The organism is Parabacteroides vesiculifaciens (assembly GCF_049860805.1).
In the GTDB taxonomy this organism is placed as follows: domain Bacteria; phylum Bacteroidota; class Bacteroidia; order Bacteroidales; family Tannerellaceae; genus Parabacteroides.
Genome location: NZ_CP187555.1, coordinates 2727506 through 2741908 on the forward strand (window position 1 = coordinate 2727506; position 14403 = coordinate 2741908).

Genomic DNA, 14403 nt, shown 5'->3' on the forward strand with positions numbered 1-14403 from the left:
AATATAACATTCTAAATAAAATCAGTCTTATGAAGGCAAGTGAAGTTTTAGACAACTTAAAGAGAAGATTTCCGAATGAACCGGAATATCATCAGGCAGTTTCAGAAGTATTAGGAACAATCGAAGAGGCTTACAATGAACATCCCGAATTCGAAAAGAGCAATCTGATCGAACGTCTTTGTATCCCCGATCGTATTTTCTCCTTCCGCGTAACCTGGATGGATGACAAAGGGCAGATCCAAACCAACATGGGATACCGCATCCAGCATAACAATGCAATCGGCCCGTACAAAGGCGGTATCCGTTTCCACGCTTCTGTAAACCAGTCTATCCTCAAGTTCCTGGCTTTCGAACAGACTTTCAAGAACTCATTGACAACCCTACCGATGGGCGGTGGCAAAGGCGGTTCCGATTTCAGTCCGCGTGGCAAATCAAACGCTGAAATCATGCGTTTCTGCCAGGCTTTCGTGTTGGAATTATGGCGTCATATCGGCCCGGACACGGATGTTCCGGCAGGCGATATCGGTGTTGGCGGACGTGAAGTAGGTTATATGTATGGTATGTATAAGAAGCTGGCTCAGGAAAATACCGGTACGTTCACAGGTAAAGGACGTGAATTCGGCGGTTCATTGATCCGTCCCGAAGCGACCGGTTACGGTAACGTTTATTTCCTGCTGGAAATGCTGAAGACAAAAGGAATCGACATCAAAGGAAAGACCGTTTGTGTTTCCGGTTCAGGTAACGTAGCTCAATATACCGTAGAAAAACTGATCAGCCTCGGTGCTAAAGTAGTGACAATGTCCGACTCGGACGGTTACATCTACGATCCGGACGGCATCGACCGTGCAAAACTGGATTATATCATGGAACTGAAGAACCTGTATCGTGGCCGTATCCGTGAATATGCAGAACAATACGGTTGTAAATATGTGGCAGGAGCCCGTCCCTGGGGAGAAAAATGCGACATCGCAATGCCGAGCGCAACTCAGAACGAACTGAACGGCGAAGATGCCAAAACATTACTTGCCAACGGCTGTTTCGCCGTATCGGAAGGTGCAAACATGCCTTCGACCCCTGAAGCTATCGACGCATTCCTGGATGCAAAGATCCTGTATGCTCCAGGTAAGGCAGCTAACGCCGGCGGTGTATCTGTTTCCGGTCTGGAAATGACTCAGAACGCCCAGAAACTGAGCTGGAGCAGCGAAGAAGTAGATGCCAAATTGAAGAGCATCATGCAGAATATCCACGAACAATGTGTAAAATACGGCCAGCAAGCCGACGGTTACACAAACTATGTGAAAGGCGCTAACGTTGCCGGCTTCATGAAAGTAGCCAAGGCAATGATGGCACAGGGCATTATTTAATTGAAAATTGAAAATGAAGAATTGTTTTGATTCGATATTTGAAGTAAATAGGGATTAATGATTATTTGAATAAGGGGGAGAAGAACTGGCAACAGACGCTTCTCCCCTTTTTATTGCCGAGATCTCCCTTAATTTTCAATTTTCAATTCTCCATTTTTAATTATTTAATCTTACCTTAGTGCCGAAAATAGAAAGACATGATAACTGACGAATTAAAACAACTTTACCAGACACATACCGGATCGCCGGCAACCGATATAACCGAACTATCTTCTTCCGGCTCTAACCGCCGGTATTTCAGATTGTCAGGCCCCGTTTCCCTGATCGGTGTAAGCGGTACTTCCATAGAAGAAAACAATGCCTTTATTTATATGGCCGCACATTTCCGGGAAAAAGGATTGCCCGTTCCCCGTGTTTATTGCTGGTCGGATGATAAATCGCTCTATCTCCAGGAAGATCTGGGAGACGCCTTGCTCTTTAATGCGATAGAGAAAGGGCGGAAAAGTTGTTTCTTCGACGAGACGGAAAAGTCTTTGCTGCATAAGACGATCACGCTTCTGCCGGCCCTGCAATTTAAGGGTGCGGAAGATTTCGACTTCAGCCAATGTTATCCTCAGCCCGAATTCAATAAACGTTCGATCCTCTGGGATCTGAACTATTTCAAATACTGTTTCCTGAAAGCAACCGGAATGGAATTCCAGGAAAACCTTCTGGAAGATGATTTCCAGAAAATGAGCGATGTTCTGTTGCAAGATTGTACACCGACATTCATGTACCGGGATTTCCAGTCGCGCAACGTGATGGTAAAAGATAACGAACCCTGGTTCATCGATTTCCAGGGAGGGCGCAAAGGCCCGATCTACTATGACGTCGCCTCTTTCCTCTGGCAGGCGAAAGCCAAATATCCGGCTGAACTGAGACAGGAATTGATCGCCGACTATCTGCAGGCGCTACGCGAGTACACGGAAATAGACGAAAAGCATTTCTTCAGACAATTACGTCACTTCGTTCTTTTCAGGACTTTACAGGTCTTAGGAGCCTACGGCTTCCGGGGATATTTCGAGAAGAAGCCGCATTTCATCCAAAGCGTTCCCTTTGCAATCGACAATCTCCGTCAGCTTTTAAAAGAAGACTATCCGGAGTACCCATATTTATGCTCCGTATTACGGGATCTGACGAATCTGTCTCAATTCTATGACGACATCCAAAAGCATACGCTCAAAGTCAAGATTGTCAGTTTCGCCTATAAAAAAGGAATTCCCAACGATCCGAGCGGTAATGGTGGAGGATTTGTCTTTGACTGCCGTGCCATCAATAACCCGGGTAAATACGAACGTTACAACCATTTTACCGGATTAGACGAGCCGGTGATCCGTTTCCTGGAAGAAGACGGAGAAATCACCCGCTTCCTGGATCATGCTTACGAAATTGTGGATGCTTCCGTCAAACGTTATATAGACCGGGGATTCACCAATCTGATGATTTGTTTCGGTTGCACCGGGGGGCAGCATCGCTCGGTCTACTCCGCCCAACATACGGCGGAACATATCCATTCCAAGTTCGGCGTCCGGGTAGACCTCGTGCACAGGGAACAAAACATTGAACAACTCTTTAACGCAATATTATGAAAGCTATGATTTTCGCAGCCGGTTTGGGGACACGCCTCAAACCGCTGACCGACAGCACCCCAAAAGCATTACTTCCTATCAATGGGAAACCTATGCTCGAACATGTGATCCTTAAACTAAAAGATGCCGGCTTTCACCAGATCGCCATCAACATCCACCATTTGGGAGACCAGATCATCGACTTTTTGGCAGCCAACAATAATTTCGGTATCCAAATACACATTTCCGACGAACGGGATTATCTGCTCGATACGGGCGGCGGAATCAAACATGCCGCCTCATTCCTGCAAGGCAACGAGCCGTTTTTAGTACACAATGTCGACATCATATCCAACATCGACCTCCGTACACTTTACAATCATCATGTAGAAGCAAATCCGTTGGCGACATTATTAGTCAGCAAACGCAACACCTCCCGTTACCTGCTTTTCAATAAGGAAAACAAACTATGCGGCTGGCGCAACCGTGAGACAGGTGAAGTCAAATCGTTCTACCCCGACTTCGATCCGAACCAATATAACGAATATGCCTTTAGCGGGATACATATATTGTCTCCTAAGATATTCGACTGGATGGAAGAATGGACCGGAAAGTTCTCGATCATCAACTTCTACCTCTCCATCTGCGCCCGGACCAACATACATGCCTATGCCGACGATGACCTTCATCTGATAGATATAGGGAAACCGGAGACATTGGCGATGGCTGAAAAATGGATAATGCAGAAGTAACAATTTGGATCGCCAACAGTCTCTCCCCTCTTCGCACTTTCGTCCCTGACATCCGATAAGGCGTGGAGAACAGATTCATACGATCAATTCGACATCACGATCGAGTAAACAATTCATAAACAAAAACCATATAAAGATGAAACAACTCCTTATCATCCTTTCACTTGTGCTCGGATGCCTGCAACCGGGCCTTGCACAGAAGCCGGTCTTGAAATTTAACAAAGGCGGCAAGTTCAAAATCGTACAGTTCACGGACGTCCATTACATTCACGGGAATCCCAAGTCAGCTATTTCCCTCGAGCGCATCAACGAAGTGCTGGATGCGGAAAAGCCGGACCTGGTGTTATTCACCGGCGATATCATCTACGGTCAGCCGGCAGAGGAAGGGATGCGCACTATCCTGAACTTAGCCGCCAACCGCAAGATTCCGTTCGGGGTGACATTCGGTAATCATGACAACGAACAGGGGCTTACCCGTACCCAGTTATTCGATATCATTCAGACGATTCCGTATAACCTGACCGATTCCGTAGCCGGAGTCGTGGGAGCAACCAACTTTATCCTTCCCCTGAAATCGTCCGATGGAAAGAAAGATGTAGCCATCCTGTATTGCTTAGACTCCCATTCTTATTCCCAGATCAAGGGGATAGGCGGCTACGATTACATCAAGTTCGACCAGATCCAATGGTATCGCGAAAACAGTGAGAAGTACACGAAGCAAAACGGCGGCGCTCCCCTGCCCTCGTTGGCATTCTTCCACATCGCCTTGCCGGAATACAACCAAGCGGCATCCGACGAAACGGCTATTCTGATGGGAACACGGAAGGAAAAAGCCTGCGCCCCGCAACTCAACTCCGGTATGTTCGCTTCGATGAAAGAAATGGGAGATATCTTAGGTGTATTTGTCGGGCACGACCATGACGATGACTATGCCGTTTTCTGGAAAGGCATCCTGCTGGCCTACGGCCGCTATACCGGTGGCGATACGGTGTACAACAACCTGACCAATGGCGCCCGCGTGATCGAAATGACCGAAGGCTCAACCAGCTTCAAGACCTGGATTCGCCTGAAAGGAGGAGAGGTGATCAACACGGTCAACTATCCATCGGATTTCATCAAGAAGAAAGACTGATTCATCCATATCTCAAAAAACAGAAAGGGACTATGCATCTTATTCCGCATAGTCCCTTTCTGATTTCTCTTGGCAGCGGCAACTATTCTTCAAATGGCAACCGTATCAAAATGCAGGTAAATCATCATTTATCAGGATAATCCTGTTCCCGCACTCCAGCAGTTGCCCTGACATGACAGAACTATCTAATTTATTGCAAATATTCGTATTTTCTATCAATTCAACCTATTTCAGACGTTTTCATTAACACGCATATTCCTGTTTTTACACCTTTCAGCCTAAAGTCCACTTGATTTCGCACCTTTTCCGGCAAATCATCTAAATGATTTTGAAAATGGTCTCAATGATTATGAAAAACCATTGAGATGTTTTAGGTAAATCATCCTGATGAATTCGGGAAATCATCTAAATGATTTTGCCGGGTGGACTGAAACAAAGGGGAAAAAGGCAGTAAAAAAGCTTCCGAAAGGCCTTTGAAAGCTATTTTAACGCCTCACGATCCCTATAAGGAAGACCTTTTGCAATTGACGTTTTAATAGAAATTCCCCCTTTTTCCAGACACAAATATTCATTCTTTCGCACCATTCCGATTTTTAGGCGACAAAAAACGACTTTCCTACAACCATACGAACAAAACAATAATCGCAAACCCTGTTTCCTTGTCCTATTTGCAACCATTTGCCCAAATGGATGCATACAGGCGAATCTCAGGATAGCAAATATGGCATTTTGACAATTCTGACAAAATGATTATTAGGATCATATTCAGGCACGAATTTCATCTGACACGATTTTAGTGCGGTTGACCTGGTTGACAGAGACTGGGACACATTTCTATTTATTCTAAATACTAACAAATTCCAACAATCCATCATGCAGAATCAAACTTATTTCCTATTTTTGTAGAAAAAGGTAAGTTTGTTATGGAAACAACTCCGGTCCAAGTGAACAAAAATATACAAAAGATATTACCGAAAGTACGGCAATACTTATCCGGCCAACCCGTTCTCCGGGCTTGGTTGTTCGGTTCTTATTCCAGAGGTGAAGAGACCTCAGATAGCGATATCGATATCCTTGTGCAATACAAAGATGCAGAAAACATATCCTTATTTACCATTTCCCGCATCATGTGTTCACTTTCCAAATTACTAAATCGAAAGGTTGATTTGGTAGAAGAAGACGGACTACTTTCTTTTGCGACAGATAGTGTTTTTCACGACAGAATATTGATCTATGAGAGAGAGAATTAAAGATAAAGTACGATTGGAACATATCTTGGGAGCAATTAACGTCTTATTGAATAATAAAGACAAACACACTTATGAAGAGATACTCGATGATCCTATCATTTTTATGGTTTCGTAAAACATGTTGAGATCATAGGAGAGGCTGTTTATATGCTGACGAAAGAGTTTCGAGATAACCATCCGGGAATAGAATGGGAAGTAATAGAAGGGATGCGCCATGTATTAGTTCATGGATACTACAAGATTAAGCCCAAACAGCTTTGGAACACCATTGAAAGAGATATCCCAGAGCTAAAACCGTTGATTGAACAATATTATTCAGAGCTAAACGATTAGATTACCTCTCGTCATCGTTCAAATAAAAAAAGCCTTGCACTCCCCGCCTAATGCTTGAAGTACAAGACTTTATCTTGCGGATAGTATTTTTTCACTTTTCAGGCTTCAACACCACCCCCAAACTCTTCTTTCCGTCCATCTTGATCACAATCGGCTTATCGAAATGGACATGGCGGAGGTATTCGGTTTCCTCTACTGCGGGTAGGGAATTCAGGTATTCCTCATCGAACCAGCCATCTCCTTTAAATGGGTTGATCGTGAAGTAGCCGACGCCGAATGACGTCAGATTTTGGAAGAAATGCGTTCCCTGGCTCGGATCGACGCGATAATTTTCCAATCCGCATTCCACAATGACACGTGCATTGCTGATATGCGGCCATTTCACGGGAATGCCCAGCCAGGAATCGCTGCTGCCCCAACGCCCGGGACCGACCAGAACATAATTCTTTTCCACGGCAGTGAACTGGCGGTTCATCTTCTCGATGTCGTAAGCGATCGACTGGTTGTTGGAAGAACAGAAAGCACCGGTTTTTACATATATGATGTCCTGCACATCCGTCACGATACCATGCCCCAGAACGCTGGTCGATGAAAGTATAGTATCGGCCTGCTCCACAAGCGTCAGGTCTTCTTCCATCACCTCCTTGTTGTCTACGATCGGGCGGACCTGTAGCAGATAGAAAGTAGCATAAGACGGGTTCTGCGGATCGATATTCACCGCAAACTCAATCTCTATAGGGCGCCCCATTTCATCCTGCCCGACATGCAGAATCTGGTCGAGCGTATCGGCGAGCGGGAACACGTCATGCTGGAGGATATTTACAAAAGACAAGATCTTACGCCCGCCCGGATAGTAACCGTCACGAATGATCTGGTCATAAGGATCGTAGGTCGAGACAATAAACTTCAACGAGCCGTCCGCATCGGCATCTTTCAGGTTCAGGCGAAGCAGGTTAAATGAATCGTCAACCGAGAATTGCTCCGTCAGGTTTTTCAGATCGAGTGCATAATAACGGGTTTGCGTCTCACGCAACGCGAAGTCCATCGTACTCATCTGTAAAATATTGTGCGGATGGCGGGGAGAGAAGCGCAAAGTCTGGCCACCGTCTACGATATACTTACCAAGTCCCAGGGCGATATTGGCAATGCCATCCTCCGCTTTTTCGTTACCAATCGGGTAGAAATTCAATGAACGTGCGACACCCGAAATAGTCGGATAAAAACGGTCATTGTACCGGTTTCCTACCACTTCCTGCAAAACGATTGCCATCTTTTCCTGGTCGATAAGATTCGATGTAGCTGTCATATAGGCTTTGCTATCACGATAAAAGACAGAAGCGTAGACCGCCTTGATCGCATCGCTCAATGTACGGAGCATATCGTATTTATCTTCCAATTTGGGTACCATGTAGGTAGAATAAATCCCAGCGAACGGTTGGTAATGGGAATCCTCCAAAAGACTGGACGAGCGGACGGCAATCGGGCTTTTGACAACATCGAAAAACGCCATCAGGTCTTCAATCAGGCGAGCGGGAAGGCTGGCACGCAGGAAATATTTCAGGATCGTATCATCATCCACATCGCTCAAAGCAACCGGATACAGCTCGTTCGTCTCCATAAACTCGTCGAAGATGTCCGTGCAGATCACAACCGTCTTCGGGATGGTCACAGCAAAATGGTCGTGTTCCAGTTTGGGGTAACGCTTCACCATCGCCCCGATAAACGCCAAGCCCCTACCTTTTCCTCCCAGAGAACCGTCGCCGATACGGGCGAAGTTGCTATACTCGTCGAAGCGCTCCTTCTGGTAGACCGCGACGACACCGGAGTTCTTCATCCGGCGATACTGCACGATCAGGTCGAAAATCAGTTTACGCGCCTCATCCATATCCTTGTAGTCGCTCACGTCCACACGCTTCAGCACCTCGGCCGGCGGAAACATGGCACGGGAATAGAAGAAACGGGAGAAGTGGTTACGGCTTAAATGGTAAACCAGCGAATCGTCGGGTATCTGGAAGACCTTCTTCTGCAAATCCTTCAAATCCTTAATGCGCATGATCTCTTCCTTCGTCTGCGGATTCAGGATGACGAAGTCACCGAAACCGAAACGCTGCATGATCTTCTTCCTCAGATCCTGCGGGTAGCTCTTGGAATTCTTATCGATAAAAGAAGCTCCCAACTCTTTTGCATAGACTTTATTGCTTGCCTCCGACGACTCCAATACGAAAGGGATGATCAGGCCGGTCTTCCGCACATACTGTCCGAACTTGTACCCGGCATAGGGGTCTTTCACGCCGTTGTGCATGAAACTCATATCCGAGATAATTCCTAACATATTATCGCGGTACTGGTTAAAGATGCGGACAGCCTCTTCATAGGTACGCGCCAGCTTGATCTTGGGACGGCCGCGCATACGGAGTGTACGCTGATGGTCGTTCAAAGCCTCTTTCGCAAACATCTGGCTCTGTTCCAGCACGAACTTATACAGGTGCGGCAAAGCCGAAGAGTAGAAACGGACGGAATCTTCCACCAACAGGATAATCTGGACACCGACACTGGCCGTATCGTCCGGCGCATTCATCTTGTCCTCGATCAGTTTGATGATGGCAAGCAACAACTCCGCATTGCCTAACCAACTGAACACATAGTCGATTGCGCTCAGATCTTCATTGGCAATCCGCTTGGACACCTCTTTCGAGAAAGGGGTAAGGACCACGATCGGTATATTAGGATAATGGATCTTGATCTCCGTCGCCGCCGCGAAAATATCACGGTTATCCATATTCGGCATACAGATGATCAACTCGAAGTTGCGGTCCTTCAACTCGGCAAGCGCCTCCTCCTCGGTCGTCACCTGCGTGAAACGTGGCGGGTAACGAAGGCTGAGTGATGTATATTCGTTGAATATCTGTTCGTCTACCCGCCCGTCGTCCTCCAGCATGAAGGCATCGTATTTAGTAGCAATAAGCAATACATTATATATACGCTTATTCATTAGATTGGCGAATGATGTGTCTTTAAACACAAGGTTCCTAAAGTCCGGTATTCCGCTCATAATGATTTGATAGAATTAACTGCCCCAAATGTAAGGAAAAAAACGAAATAGCAGACAAACAGAACGGATTCTCCTAAAGTAAATATCCGGAATACTTCAACCGTGCTACCACTTGCTTAAGCGAATCTTTCTTGACAAGCAACAAATACCCTTCGGCACGAACCGTATTTTCTCGGATAACCGGATCGGTAGAAACCAACCGCAACAGCTCTTCATTACCGGCATCGAGCTGGTAAACAAGATACTTATCGGCTGAAATTGAAGTAAGCGGACGGCAACGTTTCATCAACGAATCAAAAAACTCACTCCATATTTCAGGCAGTTCAGCACTGATAAAACGTTTAAAGAATTCTATTTTATTCACCACATCTTCATTCGTCTTGCAATTATTCAAAAAACTTGCATGCGTCAACTTGTAACGATGTTGTCCGATCGGTATCGCCACATCCTGCAACAGCGTTTCGTACGGATTATTCTCGCCCAAAGAACGAACAATCAGGTTACGAGCGTCCAGATCAAAGAAAGGGCCTTCTTCTTTTGCCTTCGGCAACTCATAAGTATTTGTAATATTGAACACATAAGCGCCCAATGCTGTCAATCGGAAATATCTTAGTGCATGAAAGGGGGACGAAAAAGAAGACGGACAAGCATCATAAGCTATTTCTAACAACCCAAAAGAGGCTAACAGAAATATAAAAGATTTGATAAACACCTCATCTAAGTCAATATACCACCCATCCTTATAAATAAAATCTCCGCTCAACTTATCTTTAAGTTTCATTTTCTCAAGGCTAAAACGATTAAACGGAGAAAATGGGATATTGTAGAACCGGCAATGCAAAATAAACTGGCTGGCCAAAAGCCACTGCCGGCTATCCGATAAAGTTATTTCAGAAATTACCATCTTCAGATATTGCAAGCCTAACTGATTCCTAAATTCCGAAGAACGCAGTCCACTGGTGTACGGTAAAAGGATCGGATATAAGATCACCGGATAATTCAAAATCATTTCACTAAAAATATCTCTCAGTTCCTTCTCCGGCTGACCTATATTCCTTTTTTTAACCGTCCAGAAAAAAGCAAAAGTCGAAAACATTAAGTTTGCCCGAAGTGTATTCAGACTCCGGTCTGACTCTTGAGGAAAGAACTCGGAAAGATTAACCTGGGCAGACAGTTTTTTCAGACAGGCGGCAGACAATTTCCATTTCTCATTTATCTCCAGGCCCCCCTGCTTCTCTAATCCATCCAAGATGGTAAGTTCCGTAAAGATAGATGATTCAGCATTAAAGACCTTCAATTGTTCGGTTTCAGCAGGCAATTCCGGCAGTTCCGTCAACACGAAGTCCGTCTTTTCATAAAAAAAGGGAATAAACCAGTTAAACAGAAAATCCGGCATACTGATATAGATTTCAGAAATATACCGGTGTGTTTGACTGTCATACCAGGAAGGCTCACCCATTTCAACAACGAACCAAGCCAAAAAAGGAGATTTTATTAAACTCTTGCTCCAAGAACTATATATATCTGTAGACTTAATCCACTCCTCGCCAGTTATTTTTTTTAATGTAGAATAGCTAATAGTCTTATTCCTGATAAGATAATTCCAAAGCAACTGCACGTTTCCAGGCAAAGACTCCAGGTATTGCCCGAAGTTCCGCAAATCCCCAAGAAAAATAGCAATGAAATCAACCAAAACATCTTTGTTTGCCGAAGTTGGCTTAGCATTGATATTATCAACTATTACCTCTACAGATGTCCCGGCTCCTTCCCCCACTATCTTGCGTTTTTTTACCAAAGGATACAAAACAGCGACAAGGTCTCTAAGTTCCGCCACTGTATAATGGATATAGAAAAACTCAGAGATATCGTAGGCTCTCTTTTTATCCGGCACAAAAAGTTCTATATCTCCGATCATCCCACACTCGGGACCATTAATCGCATTCTTTTTATACATAATAATTTCTCTTTAGCCTAAAATATAATCAATATCCTCTTCAGACAAACTTTTGACCGAAGAAGCATCGTTGCCAATCAATCCGGCCAATAAATCTGCCTTTTTCTGTTGCAAAAGACAGATCTTTTCCTCTATGCTCTTCATGGTAATCATAGAATAGCTTAACACCTTGCTGGTCTGTCCAATCCGGTGCAAGCGATTCACAGCCTGTTCTTCAGCCGCTTTATTCCACCAAGGCTCGAAAAGAAAAACGGTATCGGCTGCCGTCAAATTCAAACCGACACCCCCCGTCTTCAATGTCATCAGGAACACTTTGCAGTGTGGATCGGTCTGAAAACGTTTCACCAAGCTCTGCCGGTCGCGCGTAGAACCGGTCATACTCACAAAATCGATACCCGCATTGTCCAACAATTCACCCACCAGCTCGATGCCGGCAATATAATTAAAGAAGATAACGACCTTATGTCCGTTCAAAACAGCTTCTGAAACGGCTTCCGACAATACTTCGAGTTTGGCGGACGTAATACGTCCATCGCTCAGGCTCTCCGGGACCGATGCTATGCGGCGCAATTCATTCAACGCCTGGAACATGACAAACTGTGACTTTTGTATTCCTTCTTCGGCGATGGTCTGCTTCACTTGCTGATAATAATAAGACCTTCGCTGCTCGTAGAAATCGGCCTGCTCTTTCGTCATCTCAACAAACAGTGTCTGCTCGATACGGTCGGGAAGTTCCGTCAGCACATCCTTCTTCAACCGCCTCAGCATAAACGGATATATCTTCTTACGAAGGCTCATCATCACCTCTTTGTCATTATCTTTCTGGATCGGATAAGTATATCTCCTATTGAACTCTTCCAGCGAATCGAACATGGCCGGATTTAGGAAACGGAACAGTGAATAAAGCTCTGTCAGATTATTTTCTATGGGCGTACCGCTCAACGCAAGCCGGTGTTCAGCCTGCAGTAGCAGGATAGCCTGTGTTGTCTGCGAATTTATGTTTTTAATATTCTGCGATTCATCAAGGATGACATAATGAAACCGCTCTTTGCAAAGTTGTTCCACATCGTTTCGCACCATCGCATAAGAGGTCAATACAAGCTGGGACTTCATGGCTTCCGGCAGATTCCTCATATTACCATAATAAGTATAGACAGATAGTTGAGGAGCAAACCGTTCGATCTCACACTGCCAGTTAAACAATAGGCTGCGGGGCATCACCAATAAAGTCGGTTTCTTTATCTTCGGGTAAATGCTCGCTAACATAGCAATGGTCTGTAGCGTTTTTCCCAACCCCATGTCATCAGCCAGGCATCCACCCAGTTTGTTTTCATACAAATACTTAATCCATTTGACCCCTTCATACTGGTATGGCCGCAACTCTGCATTCAACGAAGGGAGCTTCAGTTTCAAAGCCGACAAATTATTAAATCCTTCATACACACGCCGATGCCGCACAAATGCCTCGCCCTCCAACCTTTCATTCAGAAGTTCTTCCATTTCGGGCAGGTCGAAAAAAGAGACTGTCACTCTCTTTGCATTCTTGTTTCGATTAAAAATACGTTCCAGACGGCGCATATATCCCTCATCAAAAATAGCCCGGTTACCATCAGAGAGCACCACATATCGCTGTTTACGAAATTGGGACATCACCTGTTGCAACGAAACCGTCTCTTCCCCGAAGTCCAGAGTTGCCTCGCCTTCCAGAAAATCGACACCCGAAGAGAAAGACACGTTCAACTTCGGACGTACAAACTTCACTTTATATTCGCACAGATTCTCAGCACCCAGCAAAACAAAATCCTTCAACAACGAAGGAAGCGCATGCAAAAGGAACGGACCAGCAGCGGCCTCCGGCACGATAAAGAAATTACCTTCCCTATAAACGTCTTTCTTCGTCTGTTTATCCGGAGCATACTGCAAAATCATTTTATGCAAACGATCTGCGGAGGATTCCAAAGGCTGTCTGATAATACGTTTAAGAAGTATCTTGCGGTCCACACCGACCGAAGCCTTCCAAATCAGGTCGAACCGTTCGGCGACAAGCATATCCGTTCCGGCAAGTGTGTAGGTAACATGAAGATACAAAGCTTTGTCCTCATCTACTTTCTCGAAAACGAGCATAGGAGATGTCTGTATTTCCGTTTCGGAATATTCCACCTCGTAATCGTCATACACGACATCGATATTTTGCAAATAGGAGAACAATATGGAAAAATAAGTTTCCAACATATCTTCCTTGAAGACAGATTCAAAAAAGCGCAACTGCATATAATTCTCGCCTACCGATTCGACAGGATAAATCGTTGTTCCCGCCAGTACAAAAGAATCCGACAGGAAATGAAAATCGTTGAAATCTGTTTCATCTGCCTGTAAAACAAAGACAGACATAAGTCCATTATCCACTTTATGGATATACAGACACGGCTTGGCTACTAAAGAAGCCAGACAAAGCGCCTGTCCCTTCACATTCCGCAAATTATGACAACGGATCAGTTGATAAAGCAAGTAGCTATGCTCACCTAAATATATACGTGAAGGGATGCCATTCCATTGGAACTGTAAATAGTCCTTTTGGCTGATAGTGTCCAAACTGCGCAAGACATTAAATATATCACCACTGTAACTATGGTAATCTACCTGTATCTCTTTCATATCCTTATCCACGACAGAAACAAAAGCTCCTCTTTCGTCATGTCCCAGACAAAAATAAATATCTTCCACAATTTCTGTTTTAACCCGTGAACAGTTTATTGGCTTTTTCAACAAAGGTAAAAAATCGTCTACGTCTTTATTCATATATTTCTTTGTTTACAGCCACAAAGATACAACCAACAATCACTATGCCCCTACTTTCCGATAAACAAAAATAAAACTCTATTTTCATACGCTATCTCCACTCTGCTTCATTCCTAATATATTTACAAGTACAGATTAAAGAACATTGTTCAAAAACATA

General features: G+C 44.7%; 9 protein-coding genes. 6 read left to right on the forward strand and 3 right to left on the reverse strand.

The window, feature by feature from the left end; all coding sequences use genetic code 11:
* Positions 1 to 29: 29 nt before the first annotated feature.
* The 6 genes from ACPYIV_RS11140 to ACPYIV_RS11165 all read left to right on the forward strand — a co-directional run bounded on the left by ACPYIV_RS11140 (position 30) and on the right by ACPYIV_RS11165 (position 6438).
* The gene (locus ACPYIV_RS11140) at positions 30 to 1364 is read left to right on the forward strand and encodes an NADP-specific glutamate dehydrogenase (protein ID WP_293731794.1); all 1335 of its coding nucleotides are present in this window, start codon (positions 30 to 32) and stop codon (positions 1362 to 1364) included.
* Positions 1365 to 1561: 197 nt separating this feature from the next.
* A complete protein-coding gene (locus ACPYIV_RS11145; protein WP_425883018.1) occupies positions 1562 to 2992 on the forward strand; it encodes a RapZ C-terminal domain-containing protein in 1431 nt (476 codons plus the stop codon).
* The gene (locus tag ACPYIV_RS11150; protein ID WP_425883020.1) at positions 2989 to 3723 is read left to right on the forward strand and encodes a nucleotidyltransferase family protein; all 735 of its coding nucleotides are present in this window, start codon (positions 2989 to 2991) and stop codon (positions 3721 to 3723) included. The genes ACPYIV_RS11145 and ACPYIV_RS11150 overlap by 4 nt, the downstream gene beginning before the upstream one ends.
* A gap of 136 nt (positions 3724 to 3859) precedes the next feature.
* Entirely contained in the window at positions 3860 to 4855 is a 996-nt protein-coding gene (locus ACPYIV_RS11155; protein ID WP_425883022.1) for a metallophosphoesterase family protein, read from the forward strand.
* Positions 4856 to 5778: 923 nt separating this feature from the next.
* Entirely contained in the window at positions 5779 to 6105 is a 327-nt protein-coding gene (locus ACPYIV_RS11160; protein ID WP_293731782.1) for a nucleotidyltransferase family protein, read from the forward strand.
* Between the two features lie 147 nt (positions 6106 to 6252).
* Positions 6253 to 6438, forward strand: coding sequence for a HepT-like ribonuclease domain-containing protein (locus ACPYIV_RS11165; protein WP_299364771.1), 186 nt, complete (start codon positions 6253 to 6255; stop codon positions 6436 to 6438).
* 91 nt (positions 6439 to 6529) lie between these two features.
* Here the strand turns inward: ACPYIV_RS11165 and ACPYIV_RS11170 are convergent, their stop codons facing one another.
* From ACPYIV_RS11170 to ACPYIV_RS11180, 3 genes are all read right to left on the reverse strand, one after another.
* The gene (locus tag ACPYIV_RS11170) at positions 6530 to 9490 is read right to left on the reverse strand and encodes a PEP/pyruvate-binding domain-containing protein (protein ID WP_293731780.1); all 2961 of its coding nucleotides are present in this window, start codon (positions 9488 to 9490) and stop codon (positions 6530 to 6532) included.
* 73 nt (positions 9491 to 9563) lie between these two features.
* Positions 9564 to 11444 carry a hypothetical protein gene (locus tag ACPYIV_RS11175; RefSeq protein ID WP_293731779.1) on the reverse strand — a complete coding sequence of 627 codons (1881 nt, stop codon included), beginning with the start codon at positions 11442 to 11444 and terminating at the stop codon, positions 9564 to 9566.
* 12 nt (positions 11445 to 11456) lie between these two features.
* Positions 11457 to 14243, reverse strand: a complete 2787-nt coding sequence (locus tag ACPYIV_RS11180; protein ID WP_303023737.1) for a DEAD/DEAH box helicase — start codon at positions 14241 to 14243, stop codon at positions 11457 to 11459.
* Between the last annotated feature and the right edge of the window lie 160 nt (positions 14244 to 14403).

Coding starts and splice junctions, on each gene's coding strand:
- ACPYIV_RS11175 (WP_293731779.1), bottom strand. CDS start 11,444: ATGTATAAAAAGAATGCGATTAATGGTCCCGAGTGTGGGATGATCGGA.
- ACPYIV_RS11160 (WP_293731782.1), top strand. CDS start 5,779: ATGGAAACAACTCCGGTCCAAGTGAACAAAAATATACAAAAGATATTA.
- ACPYIV_RS11165 (WP_299364771.1), top strand. CDS start 6,253: ATGCTGACGAAAGAGTTTCGAGATAACCATCCGGGAATAGAATGGGAA.
- ACPYIV_RS11180 (WP_303023737.1), bottom strand. CDS start 14,243: ATGAATAAAGACGTAGACGATTTTTTACCTTTGTTGAAAAAGCCAATA.
- ACPYIV_RS11140 (WP_293731794.1), top strand. CDS start 30: ATGAAGGCAAGTGAAGTTTTAGACAACTTAAAGAGAAGATTTCCGAAT.
- ACPYIV_RS11145 (WP_425883018.1), top strand. CDS start 1,562: ATGATAACTGACGAATTAAAACAACTTTACCAGACACATACCGGATCG.
- ACPYIV_RS11150 (WP_425883020.1), top strand. CDS start 2,989: ATGAAAGCTATGATTTTCGCAGCCGGTTTGGGGACACGCCTCAAACCG.
- ACPYIV_RS11155 (WP_425883022.1), top strand. CDS start 3,860: ATGAAACAACTCCTTATCATCCTTTCACTTGTGCTCGGATGCCTGCAA.
- ACPYIV_RS11170 (WP_293731780.1), bottom strand. CDS start 9,490: ATGAGCGGAATACCGGACTTTAGGAACCTTGTGTTTAAAGACACATCA.